The sequence below is a fragment of the Virgibacillus sp. W0181 genome (assembly GCF_051846915.1).
Classification (GTDB): domain Bacteria; phylum Bacillota; class Bacilli; order Bacillales; family Amphibacillaceae; genus JBPYCR01.
In genome coordinates, this window is the sequence record NZ_JBPYCR010000025.1 from 1 (window position 1) to 17,228 (window position 17,228).

At 38.0% G+C, this 17,228-nt stretch carries 17 protein-coding genes and 1 pseudogene; 9 read left to right on the forward strand and 9 right to left on the reverse strand.

The features are described 5' to 3' along the window. The coding region (locus ACLIBG_RS10845) for a transposase (protein WP_439312782.1) at positions 1-288 on the forward strand (288 nt) is incomplete at its 5' end. A gap of 49 nt (positions 289-337) precedes the next feature. On the opposite strand, the gene ACLIBG_RS10850 is transcribed toward ACLIBG_RS10845, so the two are convergent. The 3 genes from ACLIBG_RS10850 to ACLIBG_RS10860 form a co-directional block, all read right to left on the reverse strand. Beyond that, a complete protein-coding gene (locus tag ACLIBG_RS10850; RefSeq protein WP_439312783.1) occupies positions 338-673 on the reverse strand; it encodes a hypothetical protein in 336 nt (111 codons plus the stop codon). 86 nt (positions 674-759) lie between these two features. Continuing rightward, on the reverse strand, positions 760-1,122 hold the full coding sequence (locus ACLIBG_RS10855; protein WP_439312784.1) for a hypothetical protein: 363 nt from the start codon (positions 1,120-1,122) through the stop codon (positions 760-762). An 18-nt stretch (positions 1,123-1,140) separates the two neighbouring features. After that, positions 1,141-1,662, reverse strand: coding sequence for an EndoU domain-containing protein (locus tag ACLIBG_RS10860; RefSeq protein WP_439312785.1), 522 nt, complete (start codon positions 1,660-1,662; stop codon positions 1,141-1,143). Between the two features lie 492 nt (positions 1,663-2,154). Between ACLIBG_RS10860 and ACLIBG_RS10865 the strand changes: the two genes are divergently transcribed. Both ACLIBG_RS10865 and ACLIBG_RS10870 read left to right on the forward strand, forming a co-directional pair. Continuing rightward, complete coding sequence (locus ACLIBG_RS10865) at positions 2,155-2,655, forward strand: sigma-70 family RNA polymerase sigma factor (protein ID WP_439312786.1); 501 nt, start codon at positions 2,155-2,157, stop codon at positions 2,653-2,655. Beyond that, the gene (locus tag ACLIBG_RS10870; protein ID WP_439312787.1) at positions 2,648-3,787 is read left to right on the forward strand and encodes an anti-sigma factor; all 1,140 of its coding nucleotides are present in this window, start codon (positions 2,648-2,650) and stop codon (positions 3,785-3,787) included. Before ACLIBG_RS10865 ends, ACLIBG_RS10870 begins: the two co-directional genes overlap by 8 nt. Before the next feature lie 75 nt (positions 3,788-3,862). Here the strand turns inward: ACLIBG_RS10870 and tatA are convergent, their stop codons facing one another. Genes tatA through ACLIBG_RS10885 form a run of 3 tightly spaced genes read right to left on the reverse strand, consistent with a single transcriptional unit; the run spans position 3,863 to position 6,736 of the window. After that, the gene (gene tatA / locus ACLIBG_RS10875) at positions 3,863-4,075 is read right to left on the reverse strand and encodes a twin-arginine translocase TatA/TatE family subunit (protein WP_439312788.1); all 213 of its coding nucleotides are present in this window, start codon (positions 4,073-4,075) and stop codon (positions 3,863-3,865) included. 45 nt (positions 4,076-4,120) lie between these two features. Further along, complete coding sequence (locus ACLIBG_RS10880) at positions 4,121-5,872, reverse strand: GMC family oxidoreductase (protein ID WP_439312789.1); 1,752 nt, start codon at positions 5,870-5,872, stop codon at positions 4,121-4,123. Between the two features lie 27 nt (positions 5,873-5,899). Continuing rightward, entirely contained in the window at positions 5,900-6,736 is an 837-nt protein-coding gene (locus ACLIBG_RS10885) for a gluconate 2-dehydrogenase subunit 3 family protein (RefSeq protein ID WP_439312790.1), read from the reverse strand. Between the two features lie 309 nt (positions 6,737-7,045). Between ACLIBG_RS10885 and ACLIBG_RS10890 the strand changes: the two are divergent. After that, positions 7,046-7,363, forward strand: a pseudogene (locus ACLIBG_RS10890) (ABC transporter transmembrane domain-containing protein); the annotation flags it as partial. On the opposite strand, the gene ACLIBG_RS10895 reads toward ACLIBG_RS10890, so the two are convergent. After that, the gene (locus tag ACLIBG_RS10895) at positions 7,309-8,583 is read right to left on the reverse strand and encodes a cytochrome P450 (protein WP_439312791.1); all 1,275 of its coding nucleotides are present in this window, start codon (positions 8,581-8,583) and stop codon (positions 7,309-7,311) included. The pseudogene ACLIBG_RS10890 and the gene ACLIBG_RS10895 sit on opposite strands and share 55 nt — an antisense overlap. Positions 8,584-9,806: 1,223 nt before the next feature. Here ACLIBG_RS10895 and ACLIBG_RS10900 point away from each other — a divergent pair. The 4 genes from ACLIBG_RS10900 (at position 9,807) to ACLIBG_RS10915 (ending at position 12,924) form a co-directional block, all read left to right on the forward strand. After that, on the forward strand, positions 9,807-10,355 hold the full coding sequence (locus ACLIBG_RS10900; protein ID WP_439312792.1) for a LemA family protein: 549 nt from the start codon (positions 9,807-9,809) through the stop codon (positions 10,353-10,355). 15 nt (positions 10,356-10,370) lie between these two features. Then, the gene (gene htpX / locus ACLIBG_RS10905; protein ID WP_439312793.1) at positions 10,371-11,264 is read left to right on the forward strand and encodes a zinc metalloprotease HtpX; all 894 of its coding nucleotides are present in this window, start codon (positions 10,371-10,373) and stop codon (positions 11,262-11,264) included. Between the two features lie 160 nt (positions 11,265-11,424). Further along, positions 11,425-12,333, forward strand: coding sequence for a homoserine O-acetyltransferase MetA (gene metA, locus ACLIBG_RS10910; protein ID WP_439312794.1), 909 nt, complete (start codon positions 11,425-11,427; stop codon positions 12,331-12,333). Positions 12,334-12,459: 126 nt separating this feature from the next. Beyond that, positions 12,460-12,924 carry a MarR family winged helix-turn-helix transcriptional regulator gene (locus ACLIBG_RS10915; RefSeq protein WP_439312819.1) on the forward strand — a complete coding sequence of 155 codons (465 nt, stop codon included), beginning with the start codon at positions 12,460-12,462 and terminating at the stop codon, positions 12,922-12,924. A gap of 141 nt (positions 12,925-13,065) precedes the next feature. On the opposite strand, the gene ACLIBG_RS10920 is transcribed toward ACLIBG_RS10915, so the two are convergent. Further along, positions 13,066-14,199: an MFS transporter gene (locus tag ACLIBG_RS10920; RefSeq protein ID WP_439312795.1), complete on the reverse strand. Its 1,134-nt coding sequence runs from the start codon at positions 14,197-14,199 to the stop codon at positions 13,066-13,068. Between the two features lie 448 nt (positions 14,200-14,647). Further along, positions 14,648-15,106 carry a cyanase gene (gene cynS, locus ACLIBG_RS10925; protein WP_439312796.1) on the reverse strand — a complete coding sequence of 153 codons (459 nt, stop codon included), beginning with the start codon at positions 15,104-15,106 and terminating at the stop codon, positions 14,648-14,650. A 626-nt stretch (positions 15,107-15,732) separates the two neighbouring features. On the opposite strand from cynS, the gene ACLIBG_RS10930 reads away from it, so the two are divergent. Continuing rightward, the gene (locus ACLIBG_RS10930) at positions 15,733-17,217 is read left to right on the forward strand and encodes a GGDEF domain-containing protein (RefSeq protein WP_439312797.1); all 1,485 of its coding nucleotides are present in this window, start codon (positions 15,733-15,735) and stop codon (positions 17,215-17,217) included. Positions 17,218-17,228 lie beyond the last annotated feature (11 nt).

Here is a 17,228-nt window from a genome sequence, read left to right on the forward strand (position 1 = left end):
TTCAAGACACTCGAAGACATATTATCGACGGTTAACTTAAGTACAATCTCACGCTATATGAGAACAAGCGTAAAAACACTACAAAAACACTTGCCTTTTATAGAGCACAGTCTTTCACATCCATACAGTAATGGTCGAATTGAAGGCATTAATAATAAAATCAAAGTATTAAATCGAGTTGCATATGGCTACCAAAACTTTAATAACTTTAAAAATAGAATTATGCTTCATTTCAAGTTAAAAGCAATTGTAAACCAACAAAAAGAATCTGTTTATCCTGCCGCTTAAGCGGCAAGATTAACAGATCCCGAATCATTAATATTTTAGCGACCTTAATTCAGCCACCAACACTATTTGACAAAGAGCCAAAAAACAACCAAGCATTATCGACATAAATGACCATGAGGAGTCCGAATAAAAAACCTAATCCAAGAAAAATTATGCCGTGTATGTTGGTTTTTATCCAACCAAAGGAATGGGCGATCGCTAATGTTAACGGTACAAAGGTTAACCCAACCGTCAGTTGCCCAATGGAGAAACCTGCCAAAAAACTGAAAATATAAATCCCGATAGCAGCAATCCAATACCACGAATGTTTGCCGGTCAAGGCCAAAATTGTTGAGACAATTGCCACTAGTAAAGTAGAATAAGCAATGATGGAAAAGATAAGCATTGGATCCAACTCCTTTACAATTGAAAAAAGTAAATCCTTTGCAAATGCGGATGAATCGCTGTAAGTGCGGATATATCGAAATACAACTATTGTTTATCGTATTCTTTTATTTCCCTGCGCCACATTTCAATTAAATTCTTTAGTTTGAGCGTATTCATTTCAACTGGTGATAATGAATCTACATCACTACCCATTTCCTCAAGTAAATCTTCCACACGTGTTTTCTCTTTCCGAATAATTAAAGAGCATCGGTTTCCGACAAAATAAGCGTTTTTTTTCTCCCCTGCTAAAACAGATGCCAATTCATCAAGTACCTGGTAATGGAGCAAGCTTGCATCTGTCATTAGAAATTCTCCGACGATGTCCATTTCTTGCTTATCAAATTGAATGACAAGCACTTTTTTTTCCCGACCGTTATTTTTCAAAATTTTTTCCTTCAATTGATACATTCGAGCAACCTCCTAAACCTAATAAATAGGAAATGCTGATATAATCTTTTCATTTTGATCGAGGTACATTCGGATGTGCACCCCATCATTCGTCAATCCATCATATGTATTGCCGTTTATGTGTACTTTGGTTTCATAAGCGTCATTTATCGCATCGATCACTTCTTGTGTATCCCAATCATCCGGGAAAAATGATGACTTCCCATTATTTCCGGCCTTTTCCACTCCATTTACAGTAATTGCTGCTTCGAAAACGCCTTCTTTATTTGGATCCGTTTTTGTTCCGGGAATAATTTCTCCCTTTTTCGTTGGTAGGCGATCATAATGAAAGCCAACTGCCTGTCCTTTTGCATTTACCTCTCCTTCAAGTATATGCTCTAGTGCGCCATTCCGGAAATGGTCTGTTGCATCTAATTCATTAATAGAAGTGACTTCTGCATTATATGCGTCTATATTATCCGAACCCTGATCTACCGTACACCCGGCCAAGATGATTAAAGATAAGATTAAAAACAAGCAAAACTTAAGTTTATTTTGCATTTTTGCACCCATTCCATTTTTAAAATATCTAGCACGACTTTTGCAGTGTAGCGTCATTGTATTAATGCGCACATGAGTAAATGTAGTCAACATATGCGTGCAATGAATAAGTTTGCCCCTTTGCCAAAAACGCGTTTTGCAAGTGCCTATAGAATAATTTCATCATTTTAATTCATACGGATTGTAGAAATGATTGTATCATATTTTTGTAGCCGGTTATGTCTTAACGCTGAATGCTAAATAAATCAAGCTGTCGTATAATGGCAAAAGGATTACAACTCCCGTCTTTACATTGCGCTAGAAGGATTACAAGTTACCATATTGTAATAGTTTTGCGAGAACTGGATTAAGGGAGCTGGTCTGCAAGGGAAACCCAGATAATACAGAAGGCTGAAGCAAATATCGCCGGTCTTTTAAAACAAAATTCAAAATCTGTAGGAAATGTGTAACCTTTTATTCACTGATCCGTGTTATTAGTAGAGGGGGAGAAGGATGAGGCAGTCTGTGGAATCGATTTACAGTTATTATTTTCAAGATATATACCGTTTTCTCCTCTCCCTATGTAACAGTCATCATACGGCAGAAGATTTGGTGCAGGAAACATTTTTACGGGCGTATTTACATGTCGATGAAAATAAAACTGGAAGCATTAAAACCTGGCTGTTTACCGTTGCCTACCATGCATTTATCGATTACTACCGAAAGCAAAAGCGGATTGAATTAAAAGGAGATCGTTTCTTAAGAGGTTTTTTCGATAAAAAGCAAACACCGGAAGAAACAGTAATGATTGATGAAGAAATTCAATTGATTGTGAATCAAATGGGCCAATTGGCAGAGAAACAAAAGCTTGCGATTCTGTTGCATGACTTTCATCAATTAACATACAAGGAAGCGGCAGCAGTCATGGATGTGTCGTTGGCCAGTTTTAAAGTAAGTTTATTTCGTGGTCGTCAAGTGATCCGAAAGCAAAAGGAGTTGGAAAAAAATGAGTGATTTGTTTAAAGATAGATTGAACAGATATGAAAAAGGATTATTAGAAGGAGAAGAATTAAAAGCATTTGAACAAGAGTTGGAAAAACTGGAACAATATCAGGATCACTTGGAAAGAGGCAATTCCGAACAACCACCTGAAACAACACAGGCGAAAACAAATAAAGTGTTAAGGTGGAGCAAGTGGAAAGCCCGCTTGCAAACAGCATTTACTGCACTTGGAATCATTCTTCTTTTTATTATCGTCTCCACTGTTTTAACTACAGTCTATTATTCATGGGGAAAACCGGATCGCATCGAAGTTTTTCGAAATGTTATCGACCAAACAGTAACGGTTACGGAACCATACGGATATTTGGGGGGGACCAGCTCGAATGTAGACTTTTTATTTCGTATGAATGCAACGAGTGACATAAGGAAAAAGGTTGGGAATGAAAATATTACTGTTGGAGAAATGAAAGTCCCGTTTCTGTTTTCACTAATGGGTTTTCCAGAAAGGAATATGTATGGAACAGAATCACAGAATCAACCGGCCTTCACATATCAGGAAGTGGGCGACCGTGGCATGTCAGATTGGGACAGGTTGCGACATCTTCCTGAAGGAACTGTGGTTAGTGCGTATGTGTCTTTTAATGAAATCGTTAATACGAAAGCTGTGTTCGATCAATTTTCCGGCAAAAATTTCGATATTTTGTGGCTCGCTGTCGATACGGGAATAGAAGGAAAAGATGAGGGTTTTGGTGGAGTCATTTTGGATCCACTCGGTTTTCCTTCATTTCCAATCTGGCATGAAGATGATATGGTCCAGCAATCGTACGAAGAAGAAGGGTCTTTCTTCAATAAGACGGTTTCCGAAAGCTATTCCTCCCCAAGTTATGAAGTAGGGGATACCGAAGTGCTCCATGAGCAATTTGTAAAAACGTTGCGGTTTTTGCAAGAACATGAAAAGATGGCTGAAAAACTGTATACAGGCATGAATTTAGACTTGGATGAGCGGATAGGATACCTTGAAAAGAACGGATTTAATCATTATGGAATCGTTATAACTGGTCCGACAAAAGAGATATTAAAACTAGAAAACGAACCGTTGATTAACACCATAGAAGTAGATGAAGTCGGCTTTTGGAATTGGTAAGGAAACAGGATCATCATAAAAAGTGGAATGAAAACGTGTCCTGGAATTCTCTAGACTCGTTTTCATTCCGCTTATTTACTTTTTCGTTGCATGATTTTCATTAGTTTCCTGTTCTTTTTCAGTGGAAGGCTCTTGGTCACTCATTAATTCATTGGCTGACGATTTAAATTCTTGTAACGTTTGGCCTGCTGCTTTCCCAAGTTCGGGAAGTTTTTTTGGTCCAAAAATAATTAATGCAAGAACAATGATCAAAATTAATCCTGGTACGCCTATACTGCCAATTCCCATAACTATCACCCCGCTTTTGTTGTTTGGCATATAATTCTCATATTATTATCCCGTTCTTTTTTCAGTAGTCGTTGCTTGTGCAAGCAACCCTCCACCGTTATTCAAATACATTTCCATTCCCTCTGACGCACGATACGCTAAAGCACCGATTGTAGCAGTTGGATGGTGCCCGGCAAATTGTGGGAATGCGGAGCCACCAACGACAAAGAGATTTTCCATGTCCCACATTTGTAAATAATTGTTAACGGCTGACGTTTCAGGATCGTCTCCCATAATCACCCCGCCGGCATAATGTCCGCCTTGATAAATATGGTCAAATTCTCCAGGTATCTCATCCAGATCAATGATATCTGCACCCATTTCCTCCATAATTTCTTTGCATTTCTCGATGCCAAACTTTGCTATATTTCGGTCTTGGTCGGTGTATTTATTCGTTACACGTATGAGTGGATCATTAAAGTCATCTTTATAGGTTGGATCCAAATCTAAATAATTGTGCCACCAAGACATAACGGCAGGGGTGTACCAAATTTGTAAATAGCGATTGGCATAAAATAAGGAGTTTTTCTTAAATTCTTTCCCCCATTTTGGTGTTCCTTTCGGGACATGGTTACTTGCAATGGCTCCATCTCCATATTGTCGAAGCTCCAATCCACCGCCATTTATAAAATCCATATTTGAATGGTCGAAATTATCGCCAGCAAAATCGCTCATTGTACCACCAAGTGCTCCTGCACCCATATAAAGATTGAACTTTTTATCCTTAAAAAAACCTTTCGCTCCAAGGAATGTAATATTAAATTGGCCATTAAAGTTACGTCCGATGACACCAGTTTGTGTTTTTGGATCATACGGCTGGCCAATTTCAGATAGCATTAATAATCGGTTATTCGTAAATGTAAAAGCACCAAGAGCAACAACATCCGCGGGCTGCTCATATTCCTGCCCTGTTCTAGTATCGACATATAATACACCGGTCGCTTTCCCGCCTTTATGCAAGATGCGACGTGCGTATGTTTCGTTCCGTAACTCAAAATTTCCGGTTTTTACAGCGGTTGGGATGACCGTCACAAGTGAATCCGATTTTGCACCGAAATCACATCCATATTGCGTACAAAAAGAACAATATTGGCATTGGTTGATGATTTCCCCATCCGGATTTTCGTATCTTTCCGATAGATTAGCGGCAGCTATCTGATACGGATGATAACCGAGCTTTGTTGTTGCCTCTTTAAATAGTTTGATTGGAGGCGATTCTTTTAATGGTGGGGTAGGGTGATCGTATGATCGGTCAGGGCCAAGCGGATCTGGCTCACCTGAAATGCCAGAGGTCTTTTCCCATCGGTCATAGTATTTTTCCATTTCATCGTATGTGATCCCCCAATCCTGAATCGTCATCCCATCCGGTATTTTTTCTTTTCCATATCGTTCAACGGTTTTCGAATAAATTTCAAAATCATAAGGCAACCAGCGGTAGGTTGCACCGGCCCAGTGGACACTTCCGCCACCTAAATCGGTACCAGCCATCATTTCATCTCTTGTCCGTACGGGTAAAGCTGTTTCATCCAGCGTATTGCGAGATGTGATCGTTTCATGTGACAGATTTTGCATCATATCAAACCGATTCGTAAAACGCAGTTCATCTTTGACGCCGGTATAATCTGCAGTTTCTCGGCGTTCCCCACGTTCCAATGCAACTACCTTTTTTCCGGCTTTAGCAAGCTCTGCAGCCATGATGCCACCAGCCCAACCGGTTCCAACGACAACAACATCGACTTTATCTAATTTAATTGCCATTATATATAACCTCACTTCGTATAAAAATCATGTTTGGTAGTCCCTTAAACTTTTTGGTTCCATGACGATAAATTCTTCTTTTTCAATATCATTTAAATAAGCCATTCGCGGACCTGGGTATTCTTTCATCTTCCACGCCATCATGTTTTTATTGCCACCGTAGACCGGGTCTGCATACACGCCTTCTATTGTTGTTTGCAGTAATAAATTGAAAAAGGTAACAGCGGCAACACCTGTCATTTCGATTTCATCATTTTCAAACGCCTGCATCACTTCGATTTGCTGATCTTCCTCTGCTTCGGTAAATTTTACATTGAATTTTTTCTGACTTATTTCATTCATTCGTCTTAATCCTTGAATGAAGATTTCACCGCGATTCATTCTTGATTGATATCTCGGTGTTGGGGTAGGCGCTTTTGTGGATGTATTCGGTCCTGATTTATCTTGTGGACTATCCTTTTTCTGGTATTCACTGGTTTGCTTATTTTGGCGGAAAGGATCTCGCATATACTCCTTCGCATTCGTACCCCACGATCCCGCCAGTTGCTTATCAATAAAGTAAGGCACCCCTAATTCGATAGCTCCGGGGCCGTTTTCATCTTCCGGAAATATACGCTCTGTCGCGATCGATAGGATATTAAAGTCTTCCTTTCGACTAAAGAAGACGCGAGCTTCCTGGAAATGCTCTTCGGGAGGTGCCTTTGTATCCGTTTCTTGTGTCGATTGAAACTGATTCGTCAGTAATCCACCAAGCAGTGACCCACCAACGACACCACCCGCCAAAATCCCGGTGTTTTTCATAAACTTTCTTCGACTCATTTCTTCTTTTTTCTGTCCATCATTTTCGTTATCATTGTTCGACATAAGAATCACTCCTTTTTGACAGGTTAATATTTTAAAAAAATTTCCGGTTAAAAGCGAAGAGACTATTCCAAAATACATCTGATTAAAAATGCATCATCCATTAAAAGAGGAATATGTACAAAGCTTGAGTATAATTTTTCCTTTATTCAGTAGTAATATACACTTAATATGAGCGGCTTACGTAAAAAGTATGCAAGAAATGAGCTACCACAATTTTTTTGTAAGGGAACGTGCTGGCGCTTTATTGAAAGTAAAGTCATAATGAAAAGGAAAAGATAAAGTGCTCTTTGAATGAATGGGGATTGGCTGATGAAAAAACAACAACGTGGACTAAAAGCATTTTACACTCTTATATTATCTACAAGAATCCCGAAGCTTTACTTAACGCTCGGTTTACTGGCAAGTGTTTTTACCACGTTAGCTGGTCTAGTTGTGCCGTTACTAACAAAAAATCTGGTTGATAGTTTTTCTGTCGCCTCAATAAGTGTTCCGATTATTGTTGCACTGGGGGCTGCATTTATTATTCAAGCAGTTATTAGCGGTTTTTCTATCTATTTATTAACGGCTGTTGGTCAAATGATTGTTGCCCGGCTTCGTGAGCGAATGTGGATGAAGCTTATTCGATTGATGGAAGGCATTCGGCTCATGCTATAGCTTAAATCCTGTTCCGGAACCTCATAGTCTAGCTTATTTACTAGGAAGTTCAGACTTTTTTTCATTACCTCGATTGTTACCCACTCGCCGGCACAACGATGCCCTCCCATATAATCACCACCGCCTTGTGGGATAAAAATAAATTGGTTTTGAGTTCTATCGTCAAAACGCTCCGGTCTGAATTGTTCCGGACTTTCCCATAAATCTGGGTTATGATTCATACCGTATGCATCTAGTAAAACCAAAGTCCCTTCTTTAAAGTCATATCCGCCCCAGAAAAAGTCTTTACGCACCCGGGCACCAAGGAAAGGAGTAAACGGATAATACCGTCGTATTTCTTGAACAAACATTTGATCAAAATTATTTTCGTCTAGTTGCAGCTTCTTTTGGGTTTCGGGAAATGTGTGTAATGCCAATGCACCAAACGTAATAAATCTTCCAATCGCTACAATCGGTCTTAATATATTGATTAACTCAACTGCTGCAATATCTACATCCATTAGCTCATTGTCAAGGTCTCGGTGCCAGGACATTTGATAGAGAGCTGTTTTATCAGAAGGTGTCAACTTTCCATTTCGAACTTGAGCAATGATGGTGCGAATCCATTTTTCTGTTTTTGATCGAGCACTTCGGCCTTTCCAATGTCTTGGACCGACCGCCCCAAAAGCGTCGATCATTGCCGCAAGATCATTTGTCCGCTCGTTTAATTCTTCTTTCTGCAGAGGAACTCCTGACCAACGACAGGCGACTTGGCACATTATTTTGTTTGCTTCTTCGTACAACTCTATTCCCTTGAGATATTCCCAATCAGCAGTATCGGATTCCCATTGCTTTTCAGTCATTTTTGTAAGTGTGTTTAAGCGCTCCTCTGACATCAGAGACATAAATAAATGTTTTCGATGTTTATGCAATCGATCATCCAATGTTTGTACACCTTTTTGTCCAAATAAAGTTTTCTGTATGCGTTTCGGAGCTGCCCCATTGCGTTTAAATTTATTTTCATCATAAAGTAATTCCGCTGCTTCTACTCCACTGATACAAATCACTTTTTCTCCCATTAAGCGCGTTTGAAAAATATTGGATCGATATTTTTTGCGACGGTTTGAAATAAATTGATACCCTTCCAACATTAATGCAGGACTACAATCAATTCCTTTGTCCCGGGGTATTTCAATCCGATAATTGATGCTCATCCTAACACGTACCTTTCTTAATGCATTTGTAAGTAGATTAGCCAAAAAGAGCAAAATCAAACGACTGTAATATAGTGCAGATGCAAAAAAAGAGGTATAACTACATTCGTTCATTTTTATAAAAAGGGGGCAATCGATGCTACTTCTTTTCGATTGTGGACGATTATAGTAGTAGAAGCAATTTTATCTGAAATTTCATGTATTAACACTTCTAACTGGAAATTAAAAAGTACTTATCCACTGTCAACCCTTGTATTATCCACAAAACAAAATGAAATTTCTCGTTATTATCCACACTGTCCACAGAGATTATGTGAATTACACACATTTTTGTTCACATTTAACGGGTTGATATAATCATAACGAACAAACTTATTAACAGTCCTGGGGATAAGTTGTTAGTAAGTGTTATTTTTTTGCTATAATTCTGGTTTTTGAATAATTTCAGGTAGGTTTCTGTGGATGAAACTAGCTCATATGAAAAAAGCTTTTTGTTAAATTAAAGCAGTGTGGATAAATCGTCTTGAGTGTGGATATAACGCCTCTAAGTACGGATAAATCGTCTTGAGTGTGGATATAACGTCTCTAAGTACGGATAAATCGCCTTGAGTGTGGATATAACGTCTCTAAGTACGGATAAATCGTCTTGAGTGTGGATATAACGTCTCTAAGTACGGATAAATCGTCTCGAATGTGGAAATAACGCTTCAAAGTATGGATAAGTCGACTTGAGTGTGGATATAACGCTCCAAAGTATGGATAAATCGTCTTGAGTGTGGAAATAACGCTTCAAAGTATGGATAAGTCGACTTGAGTGTGGAAATAACGCTCCAAAGTACGGATAAATCGCCTTGAGTGTGGATATAACGTCTCTAAGTACGGATAAATCGTCTCGAATGTGGATATAACGCCCCAAAGTACGGACACAATGCCATAAGTACGGATATTCTTCTTCGAATCCAGAATATAGCGCTCCCGTCATCTAATTCTTATTTCTGTAATGAACACTGGTTTCCAAACAGAGTTACAGCGTCCGCAAGAAATGTACTTCTTTTACCATAGTAGTATTCTACAGGCACTTTTTAAAAATCGACTTTAAAAAAGTATAAGTAAAGAATGAGGGCATATATATGAAAAGGTGTGGACAAATGAATCGCACCACCTTTTATAGGCTGATATGCTATAATAGGTGTATCAATTGTTACGGAGAAAGGATGAAGAAAATGATCGCAATTATTGTGGTTATTGTACTGATTGTCATTATCGGAATTTACTTAATGACAACATATAACAGTTTAATTAAATATCGTAATTGGGTTAAGGAATCATGGAGCCAAATCGATGTACAGTTAAAAAGACGACATGATTTAATTCCCAATTTAGTAAATACAGTAAAAGGGTATGCGACACATGAACAAGAAACATTGGAAAAAGTCATTCAAGCAAGGAATCAGTTAATCAGCGGTTCTCCACAAGAGCGGATTGAAGCGGATAATGAAATTCAAGGGGCATTAAAGTCCATTTTTGCTTTATCGGAGTCATATCCGGACTTAAAAGCGAATCAAAATTTCCTTAATTTACAGGAGGAATTAACTTCAACGGAAAATAAAGTTGCTTATTCGCGTCAATTGTATAATAAAACAGTCGCTGACTATAACATTAAACGTGAATCTTTTCCAACGAACATTATTGCAGGTATGCTTAATTTCCAAGGAGAAGAACAGTTAACGATTCCGGAAGAGGAACGCGAGGTTCCAACGGTTAGTTTTTAATGGAGGGCTTCATAGATGTTGTATAAACAAATTCAACAGAATAAACGCAAAACCGTCGGACTCGTTATCCTGTTTACGGTTCTTGTGATGGCTGCTGGTTGGGCGATCGGGTATTTATTTAATAATGATATGTATTCCGGACTGATCATTACAGCCGTTATTTTGGTGTTTTATATTCCGATTACATATATGTCAGCCAGCAGCCAAGTATTAAACATGTCCGGTGCAAAAGAAATAAAGCGCGAGGATAGCCCCGAATTATTTGATATTATTGAAGAATTAACGATCCCGGCACGGTTGCCGATGCCTAAAATATACATCATTCACGACGACACACCAAATGCTTTTGCGACGGGAGTAAAGCCGGAAAAAGCGGCCGTTGCTTTTACGACCGGCTTGTTGGAAAAGTTAAACCGGGAAGAAGTTTCAGCAGTTGCTGCACATGAGTTAGCACATATCCGAAATTACGATATTCGTTTAATGACAATATGTATTGCACTTGTCGGTGTTATTGTCATTATTGCCGATGTCGGTTCAAGAATGTTATTTTTCCGTGGTGCACGACGCGGTGGTGGCGACAGAAAAACGCATCCGGCGCTCCTTATTATCGCTCTTGTATTAATTATAGCAGCCCCGATTGCAGCCCAAATGGTACGGTTGGCCGTCTCCAGGAATCGTGAATATTTAGCGGACGCTACAGCAATCGAATTTACGAGAAATCCAGTAGGTTTGATCAATGCCTTGCGTAAAATAAGCGGTGATCCTGGGGATGTCAAAAATGCAAAGGAAGCGACGGCATCGATGTACATTGCGCAACCATTTTCTAAAAAACGTCGGAAAAAGAAAAGAAGTCTATGGGCAACGCATCCACCTATTGAAAGTCGTATTCAAGCATTAAAGAATATGTAATCCTCGTTTTTAAATAGCTATTAACTAGTATCGAAAATTGAGTAGCATTTTTTAATGAAGCACGCCATTAGTAAGTGAATGATATCGATTAGCGTATTGAACAACTATTTCAACAATTATATAATAGAACACATTAGCAGGGAATAGGGAGTGATAAATAATGCCAATTAATATACCGAAAGAGCTGCCTGCGCGGGAATTGCTCAGAGATGAAAAGATTTTTGTAATGGACGAAGATCGTGCTAGAACACAAGATATTCGCCCACTTAATATACTCATTTTAAATTTAATGCCGGAAAAAGAAAAAACAGAGCTACAGCTGTTGCGTCTTTTGGGAAACACCCCTTTACAAGTAAATATTACCTTTTTGCATACAGCTACCCATGTATCAAAAAATGTAAGCAAATCACACCTAGATACATTTTATTCAACATTTAATGATGTAAAAGATAATCGTTATGACGGCCTAATTGTTACTGGTGCGCCTATTGAGCATTTTCAATTTGAGGATGTGAACTATTGGGATGAATTAACGGAAATCATGGAATGGTCCAAAGATAATGTAACCTCCGTGATGAATATTTGCTGGGGGGCACAGGCTGCTTTGTATTATCATTTCGGAATTGATAAACAAGAACTGCCCAAAAAGTGTTCCGGTATTTTCAAGCATCAATTATTAGAACCAAAAGTCAAGCTTGTCCGGGGATTTGACGAGGAATTCAATGCACCTCATTCCCGTTATACAGAAGTATCATTAGATGAAATACAAAATGATCCACGCTTACTTCTGCTTGCAACTTCTGAAGATGCAGGCGCATTTATGATGATGTCAAAAGATGGAAAACACATTATGTTGACCGGTCACTTGGAATATGACGCAACTACACTAGCAGAAGAATACGATCGTGACTTGGAAAAAGGCCTTAACATAGATATGCCGGAAAACTATTTTCCTAATAACGATGTATCCCAAAGACCACTTAATACGTGGCGTTCTCATACGCATCTGCTTTTTTCTAACTGGCTCAATTACTATGTATATCAGCAAACCCCATATCAATGGGATTAAAATTTTTATTATTCTTCCATTAAAAAGTCACAGTCACCGCGGGCAGGCTGTGACTTTTTAATGGACTTGCAAGACGTGCGTAAAGCGTCTGAAATAGATAAAATTATACACAAAGGACGGATAACGGTGGGTTCAACAGATAAATATCAATTGGAAGATCAAAAAACTGCACTAAAATTATTTGTCGTATTAACTCGAGCCTTAGAATCCATTGAAAAACAAGTTGTCAAAGATATTAATAGTTATGGATTAAATTTAACGGAATTTGGCGTGCTTGAATTGTTATTTCATAAAGGAAAGCAACCTATTCAAATCATTGGGAAAAAAGTATTGTTAGCAAGCAGCAGTATTACGTATGTTGTAGATAAACTGGAAGAAAAAAAGTTGCTTCAGCGTAAAGCGTGTCCGAAAGATCGCCGTGTTACCCATGCCGCCCTCACAACGAAAGGTGAAAATTTAATGAAAGAAATTTTTCCGAAACACGAGCAAGCACTGAGTAGCATATTTGGTGGGTTAGAGCTAGAAGAGAAAAAAGAAATGATCAACCAATTAAAAAAGTTAGGGCTGTATGCAGAAAAGCTATCATTATAGTGACAGCAATAGATGTTATGACAAATTATCGTACATTCAAGTAAATAAAAAGTATCATTCAAAACCCGGATCAACGCTAGAGGGAGCTTGATTCGGGTTTTTGTTATTGTTGATTATTAGTTTGCTATGACTAGTAAAAAGTTAATTAACCTTTTTCTTGATCATACCGATAAAAGCGGTAATGATTAGCATAATCAATGCACTGATTAAGAATGGCCGTCCGATTAATTCCGCTACGGCACCGGAAATAAAAGACCCAGCAACAACTCCTAAAGAGAAAAAGGCATAAAAAATACCATATGCTTTGCCACGATCCACCTTAGTCGATGCATCAGCTACTATCCGGTTCATAGAAGGAAAGATGAGTGCAAATCCACACCCGTAAACGACCATTGCTATTACATTGCTCGTAAGACCAGCAAAGATACTTAATAATAAGAGTGCTAAACTAATCAAACATATACCGGAAATAACGAGAACAATGGAAGAGAATTGATCGTACACCCGGTTTAATGGTGTTAAAAATACAACGAGTGCAACAATTCCAAAGATGCTTAGAAGTATCCCGGTTGTTTCGGAAGTAAGTCCCATTTCCTCTACGTTCAATGGCAGCGCAAAAGCCAATGTACCATTGCTTATCATTAATGCAAATGCCGCTAAAGACGCTTGTAAAATAAGGGGATGCTTTAGCAGCGGGATAAATTCTTGAAAATTAAATTTTCCCCGCTCAGTAGTATAGAACGATTCAGTTACAAATTTCAATGTTAATAAAGCAGTAATCAAAAATAAAATTGAAACGAGAATAAACACGGTTGAGATAGACGAACGAGCTGCCATGATTCCGCCAATAGCAGGCCCAATAATTGCGGCAACCCCGATACCGGCTCCAGTGAAGGCCATCGTTTTTCCACGTGATCCTTCTGTTGTGCGATCTCCGATATAAGCAAAGGCAGCAGGTATAAGGACGCCACCGGCTAATCCGTGCAATAATCGGACAATCAAAAGCTGCTCTCCTGTTTTGGCTAACGGATAAAGTAATAATACGACAGCAACGAAAATCATCCCGTTAAACAACATTTTTTTACGGCCAAAACGGTCAATCCAATGCCCACCCAAAATATTCCCTACGATATTTGTCAAAGAGTAAACAGCGACGATCGCCCCTGCTAATGTATAAGAAGCCCCAAGTCCCAGGGCATATGGTGTAATAATAGGAAGTTGGATAAAAGTATCCAAAAAAGCAACTATAATAATAAAATACAACATTCTAGTCATCTTATTCCTCTCTTTCCCACCATTCATTATACATAATTTATGCTGAAAAGGGTGGAAAGAATACTTGACATATATGTGAATTAACGCTGTTTTTATACACATATTGTTTTATAGGGGAATAATAGCGGGGAGCGGACTTTTAACGGATAGGAAAATGTAGTGTGAAAATGCACCGAGTAGGAGATAAGAATTGCGAATTGAACTAATTACAACCTAGCTGCTTTTCTTGAAGTGGAAGATTACTTAGTCAACGACGATGGAAGCTACCTTTCGATCTTTATAAGCGGCAGCCAGGTAATTTCAAGCCTTAACGTCCTGGCGGTTGGCAGCGTAGCTATGTTAAAAAGCACAGAAAACAATTCTGTGCTTTTTATGCGTATATATTACTTTGCTCCTCAAAACTGGAACCGTTATGGTTGAGTGTACACTATTTTACTATATTTTCACTTTACCACTTTTTATAAGGTAAAAACTTGCCATCGAATGTCACGACCACACGATCACCTGCAGGGTCTTCTTTTTTCTGTATATCCATCGTGAAGTCAATGGCACTCATGATTCCGTCTCCGAATTTTTCGTGAATCACTGCTTTCATTGACGTACCATACACCTGCATCACTTCATAAAAACGATATATTAATGGATCGACAGGTATCGTTTCATCTAAGGAACCTTTATGTGGGATTTCCTGTAACGATGAAGAAATGGAAGGATCAAGTCCCAAAATATCCACAAGTTTATCTGCCTCTTCTTGATCCATGGAAGCCTGACCCATAATGGCGGTTGCAGTCCAAACAGGATGACGATTAATGGAGACTGCGATTTCATCGAAAGATAACCCTTTGTCCTTTTTAGCTAATAGAATCGTTTCTGTTGCCTCTTCTTTTGTCACTTTTTTTAAATTCAACAGTAACACCCCTTCGCTTTGCTTTATTTCAATCTACTAACAATTCTAACATTTATTCATTTATTTACTAGCATAAAAAAGTTGGATGATGAATGAAGTAAAATATTGAAAGAATAGGCGACGGAATAAGAAAGTGTGAGAATATGTCAAAGTGGTTTACGATTCACTCGTTGGTATACAATTAAGAATATTGTCGTAGAATGTAAAAATTAAACGCAGCTTAAAGAAAACCATAAAAATAAAGATGCCCCCTTCTTTGTTGGACAGGGCCAATGAAAGACCCATTCAAAAAAAGGAGCACCTTGTGAATAAAAACATTGTAACATATTTCACAAAGATAGCAAAAGAAAACTAGTAGTAAATACTAACATTTGATAGAGCAACAGGTCAAAATCCCCACTTATTACATCATTTGTATATAAAAACCGACAGAAAGACTGTTATTATAAAAGATAATGTTGTAATTTATCAAATTTGCTATATTTTACTTTTGAAATTAATCGTATAATAGAATCTACTGGCTACTGATCGTAAAAGTTTCTTCGTTTGCTGCAAAAATCGTCAAGTGAATAAGGGAAAGCTTTGCAAAAAGGTTGAAGGCATACGATCCTGATGAGGTGAACACGTTGAAATCACATTTTCGAATAAAACTATTTTTAATAATGATTTGTTTCGCCATGGCAATATCTATTACAATTTCGGCAATCGATTATTCTAGACTAAAAGAACAAGCGATTGCCGAGAATAATTTTCAAATTATGCAAACAGAAGAAACCGTACAACAGGCATTGGAATCCGTTGATAAGGCATATTATTTATTTGATCATGAAACGGCGAAAAATATGGAAGAGAATACAAATAAATTGTTGGATTTGTACGATGAAAATCCTGATTTTACTGAATGGGATCTTCAGCAATTGCATAAGAATATCGACATGGATATTTATATAATAAATAAAGAGAATGAAATTATATATAGCAATGTTTTAAACGATGTAGGCCTCGACTTTGATGCATGTTGTGGTTCTCTTGCAAAAATATTGGATAAGCGCCGCGCGTCGGGTGCGTTTTATGATGAAGGCTTAGATATTGAACAGCAAACAGGTGTTATAAAAAAGTATAGTTATAAGGCGACACGGGATAAAAAATATATGATCGAGCTCGGCTATGAACTGGAAAATGGGTTGATTTTCCAAGAGTTTGATTTTTTAAAAGAAACGGAGAGACTTGTACATACATTTCCTTCGATCAATGAAATAAACATACTTAACATGGGAGGGCTTCCATTGGGGAAATCGATGGAAAAGCTGCCGAAAGATAGAAGGGAGGCATTTAAAAAGGCACTTCGTACAAACGATACGGTCGAATGTTCGGATATGTGGAATGATGAAGAGGCAACCTTCCGTTATGTTCCGTATAATTCTGAATACGATACGGGAACTACGAAAACAAAGATACTGGAAATTGTTTATAACCATCGCGCTTTACAATCAGTCATTAGTAAAAATAAAGAGCAATTTATTACTCAATTTTTGATTGTGATTTTAATCGCTATGTTTATATCTTTAATTATTTCTAGATGGCTTGCCAAACCAATTTATTTAGCTAGTCATGACAGTTTAACAGGATTGAAGAATAGAGCAGCCTTTGATGATATGTTAAATGAAGTGCTCTTGAAAAATAAGTCCACGACTGGACTATTTATGCTTGATTTAGATAACTTCAAGCTTGTCAATGATTATTTTGGTCATGACAAAGGCGATTATTTATTGCAAGTCGTTTCCAAAACACTAAATGCTATTTCTCGTAAAGGAATGGAAGCTTTTCGTGTTGGCGGTGACGAATTTGCAGTAATCATCCCTTCAACAACAGAGGATGAAGGAATTAAACTAGCAGAAACAATGATCGAAATGTTAAATCAAACGATTGATCAAATTATGGAGTTGCGCGAATTAAATATTACCGTCAGTATCGGTATTGCATTTTCAACAGTTGAGAAAATTGACCCGGAGGAAATGTACAAAAGAGCAGATGTGGCGTTGTATGCTTCAAAAGCCAAAGGAAAAAACAACTATGAAATATATAGAAAAGATGAGGGGTTTAGCCGTTAACCTACAAGCCA